This is a genomic window from Acidisphaera sp. L21 (assembly GCF_009765685.1).
GTDB lineage: Bacteria > Pseudomonadota > Alphaproteobacteria > Acetobacterales > Acetobacteraceae > LMUY01.
The window spans coordinates 1-4726 of sequence record NZ_LMUY01000108.1; the positions used below are offsets into that span (position 1 = coordinate 1).

Consider the following 4726-nt stretch of genomic DNA (forward strand, 5'->3'; position numbering starts at 1 on the left):
GCGAGGCCGCTCACCTCCGTGGGCATTCCACCGGCTACCGCCGGTGGAACCTTTGCCCACTCCGCCTTTGCGATCGGGGCTATAGCGATAGAGCACCGCCGGGTGGCCCGAGCCTTTGTAGGGCCTGGGGTCAACGGCGTAACACCAGAACCGGGACAACTGGGTCTTGCCAGTCCCCGGAGCCAAAGTGCGGATTGGCGTGTCGTCGGTCCAGATCACCGATTGGGCCATGATGGTACGCCCGATCAAGTCAACCAGGGGCGTCACCCACCAAGCCACATGTCCCATCCACACCGCCATCGTGGCGCGATCGATGTTCACCCCCTCCCGGGCAAGGATCACAGCATGACGGTAGAGCGGGATACCATCGCAGTATTTCGAGATGGCGATATGCGCCAGCAATCCGGGTCCGGGCCGCCCCTTCTCAATGGGCAAATCAGGTGCAGGCGCCTGGAAGATCGTCTCGCACAAGCGGCAGACATATTTGGGCCGGATATGCTGGATCACCTTGAGCTTGGCAGGGATCTTTTCCAGCACCTCGGTGACGGTTTCGCCCAGTTTGCTCAGCCGAACCGGGTCACAGCTACCGCAACTGCAAGCAATCTGCGGGGCGTGCACCACAATCTCCCGGGGCAAGTGCGCCGGCAGGGGTTTGCGTCCCGTCGGTCTGCAGGGCGATGGGGCCTGGGGCCTGGTGTCGGGCTCCTGTAGCTTGGGGTTCGCCGCCGCCTGTTCACCGAAGGTCTCCTCGAAATCCTCAAGGCGCATTTCAAGCTGGGCAATATCGCTGTCGAGCCTCTCAGAGGACTGCCCGTAGCGTTGACGACGCAGCGACGCCAACTGAACCTTGATGTGCTCGATTTCCAGCAAGGCCGTCGTCAGCCTGGCTTGGACGATGGCGGCCTCAGCACTATGCGTGGCAATCACAGCATCCCGCTCTGCCAGGGCTTGGCGAAGTTCAGCAATTTGCTGCTCGGGCGATAGCGGTGGCGCCATGCCGAACTCTAACTGATCCACACCTGCCGTACCAGCCTCATCGCAGTCTCTGCGCTAAAACCTCAGTTCAAACCACCAGTTCCGGCCTGGCTGTCCAGGCAGTTGCACGCCAGTCAATCGATTCCAACAGCATAGACATTTGAGCCATTGTCATCGATACGACCCCTTCTTTGGCCTGCGGCCAAACAAACCGGCCACGGTCGGCTTTCTTGATATATAAGCACATACCCTGCCGGTCCCAGAACAGGATCTTTATCAAATCGCCACGCCGACCACGGAAAATATACAGTGCACCGCTACACGGGTCATGGAGCAACGACGTCTGAACCTGAGCTGCCAGAGAATGGAAGCCCTTTCTCATATCCGTCACACCGCAGGCCAGATAAATACGCACCTCTCCCGCCGGCAGCATCACTCAGCATCCAACGCCGAAAGCACGCAGCGCAACACTGCCTCATCAACACCACCATCCAGACGGACGCGAACGCCGTGAGGGAATTCAATCTCAATCCGACCACTGGACTGTCTGGCCTGCTTCGGCGAGATGTTCGTCGCGGCTGACGCGGAACAATAGGCAGGAGCAATCGCAGACGCCGGTGCTGACACTTCAACCGGAACGAAGCCACTGACCGCCGTCGTCAGCAGCTCCTTGCGCCAAGTGTAAAGCAATCCAGTCCCTATACCGTGTCGGTTGGCAACAGCAGAGATCACCGCACCAGGCAGAAGCGTCTCCTTAACAATCCGAAGGCGCTCTTCAGGTGACCACCGGCGATGCCGTTCCGGCTGGAGTTGCCCCCGTTAAACAGGACACGAGGCAGGTTGCGATTGGCAGCGAATGAACTCACGAGGTGAGCGCATGCGCAAGCCGCGGTGTGGGTGATTTTCGTTGTAATCGTTGATCCATCTCGGCAGCTGTTGCAGAACAGTGAGAGCATCCGGACGAGGTTGGATGCGGGCGTAGTCACGTTTGAGGGTCTTCACGAAGGCCTCGCTGACCCCGTTGCTTTCCGGACTGCGGACGGGCGTGAAGCAAGGCACCAGGGCCAACGCGACGGCGAATTCCAGTGTCTCACGGGCGGCATAGGCGGAGCCGTTATCCGCCAGCCATTGAACAGGCTGCGGTGCCCGGAGGGCGTTGAACCGCCGTTCGACGCAGGCCAGCATGAGGTCGCGCACCATCTCGCCGCTGATGCCGCCGGTGCTGGCCTGCCAAGCGATGATTTCTCGGTCGCAGGTGTCGATGGCGAACACGAGGCGCACGACCTCGCCATTCCAGCAGCTGATCTCCAAGCCGTCGGAAGACCAGCGCTGATTGGATGCCAAGGCAATGACGCGGCCTTCATGCGCGCGGATCGGCCGATGGCCGACATGCGGTTGGAGCAGCAAATGGCCCTGCGTCATGAGGCGAAAGACGCGTTTATGGTTGATCGGCTCGGCGCCGGATGCGCGGCGAGCGCGGTTCAAGAGCGCCGTGATCCGCCGATAGCCGTAAGTCGGGCGAGCATCAGTCAATTGGCGGATGGCAGCCAGCAGTTCGTCATCGCCTTGCCGTTGATAGCGGCCGCGGGGTTTGGCGCCGCCAGAAAGCTGCTTGACGAGATGAGACCGGGCGATGCCGAGCGTGTCGGCCACAACCTTCACCGGGAAGCGTCCCGTGGCGGCGACGGCAACTGCCAGACGAGCTTTTTTTCCCGAGCGGCGGCGAGCGCTTCCTTGAGCACCTCGACTTCCATGGTCTTACGGCCGAGCAGGCGTTCCAGCTCACGGACGCGCAGTTCCAGATCGCGGGCTTTGCTGGCTGCGACGACATCTTCATCGGCTTTGACGGCGACCTGACCGCCCTGGGACATGAGTTGCCTCCATTTGAACAGCAGGCTTGGCGAGACGCCGTGCAGACGGGCGACGGCCGAGACCGTCATCCCAGGCTGCATGGTGGCGTCGACCAAAGCGAGCTTCTCATTGGCAGTATAACGGCGGCGGCGTTCGTGTCCGGTGATGATTTCAACCCGCGTGGGATCATTGGGCATAGGCGCATGCCTAGGCGTAAGCCTAGGTCCTCATGGTTGCGCCAGGTGTCCGGTCGAAATGGGGGCCGCTCCACCGGCCTGACTCGCATGTCGATTTGCTCCGAACGAGCGCTCGAACGAGCCTCGTTCGAGCGCTCGTTCGACTGTTCACCCACCTGCATCGCAACAGACTGTTCCATAGGAGACAGTATCGAAGATCAACCCGCCCTCCGGAAGGCGTCGCCCAGCTGACGCTTACGGTTGATGTGACGCAGCACGCGGTGATCATTGAGATGGACCAGGAGTTCGGCAATAGCGGCGTTGACGTCGGCTAGACTATAAAAACGGCGATGACGCATTCGTCCCAGTAGCCAACGCTCGACGATTCTGACTGCAGCCTCTACTTTTGCTTTATCGCGCGGCCGATGCGGGCGCGCTGGCAATAAAGCCGTTCCATAGTGCGTCGCCATGTCGACATAGGTGCGGTTCGTCTGTGGCTCATAGAGGCAAGCCTTGATCACTGCGACTTTTGCATTGTCCGGGACTAATAACCGAGCCGCACCGCCGAAATAAGTGAAGGCTTGGACATGGGCGTCAATCCAGTCCGGCAGCGTCTCGGTCCAGCTCGCATAGGCAAATCTCAGACTTGATCCGCCCATCACTGCCACGAAGATATGGGCAGCCTGAATATGACCGCTGTGCCGATCGATGATCACCGGAACGGTGTCACCCGCGTAATCGACAAACAGCTTATCGCCGCCCAGATGCGTTTGCCGCATCGTAACGGGAAGGCGCTGTTCCCAGGCGGCATAAAGCTCACAACAGCGGCTGTAACGATAACCCTCTGGATTGACCTCGATGTACTCGCCCCAAAGAACCTGCAAACTGACGTGCTTGCGCTTCAGCTCGCGGCTCACCGCAGCCCAGTCAGGCTCAGCCCTTCGCCGATGCCCCTGCTTGGTGCCCGCTGGACCGTAAAGCCGGGCTTCAAGATCAGTGTCGCTCAGGTCCAGAGGCAATGGCCACGTCAGACCGGAACGCCCAAACCGGCGAAACATCTCCCGCAGGGTCGAGGGCGCCACCCCCGCCCGACGCGCCACATCTTGCGTCGCCAAGCCGGCGTCCAACCGCAATCTCAACATCTCGCGCACTCGGCGCATCGCAATCCTCTCCGTTGGCATAGGTCCCTCCAAAATGAAGCGACCTTATCGGGCCAACGAATGCCCTGCCGTCCCTTCACCACGGGCGGCATCATCCCGGAATGGTGGGCGGCATCATCCCGGAATGGTGGGCGCCATCATCTCGGAATGGTGAGCGCGATCACCCCGGAATCTGCAGAACGGCCGCGTGCGGATCGTGGCGCGCCGCCTCGCGCAGGGGCTCAGCTACCACGGGCTGGCGTCGACATTTCAAGCCCACTGTTCGGCCTAACCGGCTTGATGGCATCGCCGGTGGTCAGGAACGCCGGCAAAATCGCCAAGATAGCCGCCTCGGCGTTGCGGGTCGCGCACGAGAAGCACCTGGGCCACCAGCTGCGCAAGGCAATCGTGCCGCGGCAGATCATGAGCCTGACGCCAGAGCGCGTCGGCTCCGTTCTGCATGTAGAGGCGCAATATGATTAGTATAGTCGAATTTCACCTATAATAGTTGCAAGGAAAGATTTGTTCGAGTTTTGGTGTTTTAGAGCGTGCTCGGCTTGACCGGAATCAAGAAATTGCTTGCGA

At 60.6% G+C, this 4726-nt stretch carries 4 protein-coding genes and 2 pseudogenes; 1 reads left to right on the top strand and 5 read right to left on the bottom strand.

From position 1 onward, the window contains the following. The 5 genes and pseudogenes from tnpC to istA all read right to left on the bottom strand — a co-directional run. Positions 1–996: IS66 family transposase (tnpC, locus tag GSQ76_RS21655; protein ID WP_158746202.1), on the bottom strand; the 996-nt coding region annotated here is incomplete at its 3' end. A 67-nt stretch (positions 997–1063) separates the two neighbouring features. Next, the gene (tnpB, locus tag GSQ76_RS21660; RefSeq protein WP_158746205.1) at positions 1064–1408 is read right to left on the bottom strand and encodes an IS66 family insertion sequence element accessory protein TnpB; all 345 of its coding nucleotides are present in this window, start codon (positions 1406–1408) and stop codon (positions 1064–1066) included. Next, positions 1408–1761, bottom strand: a pseudogene (tnpA, locus tag GSQ76_RS32835) (IS66-like element accessory protein TnpA); the annotation flags it as partial. The pseudogene tnpA and the gene tnpB, both read right to left, overlap by 1 nt. Positions 1762–1794: 33 nt before the next feature. Further along, positions 1795–3023 (bottom strand): IS3 family transposase gene (locus tag GSQ76_RS21670; RefSeq protein ID WP_408837052.1). Its coding sequence is split into 2 segments (ribosomal slippage): positions 1795–2687 and positions 2687–3023, totalling 1230 coding nucleotides; the frame shifts between segments, so codons are not numbered across the junction. Positions 3024–3250: 227 nt separating this feature from the next. Next, positions 3251–4162, bottom strand: a pseudogene (gene istA / locus GSQ76_RS21675) (IS21 family transposase); the annotation flags it as partial. A gap of 147 nt (positions 4163–4309) precedes the next feature. Here istA and GSQ76_RS21680 point away from each other — a divergent pair. Beyond that, on the top strand, positions 4310–4624 hold the full coding sequence (locus tag GSQ76_RS21680) for a hypothetical protein (RefSeq protein WP_158746204.1): 315 nt from the start codon (positions 4310–4312) through the stop codon (positions 4622–4624). The last annotated feature ends 102 nt before the right edge of the window (positions 4625–4726 follow it).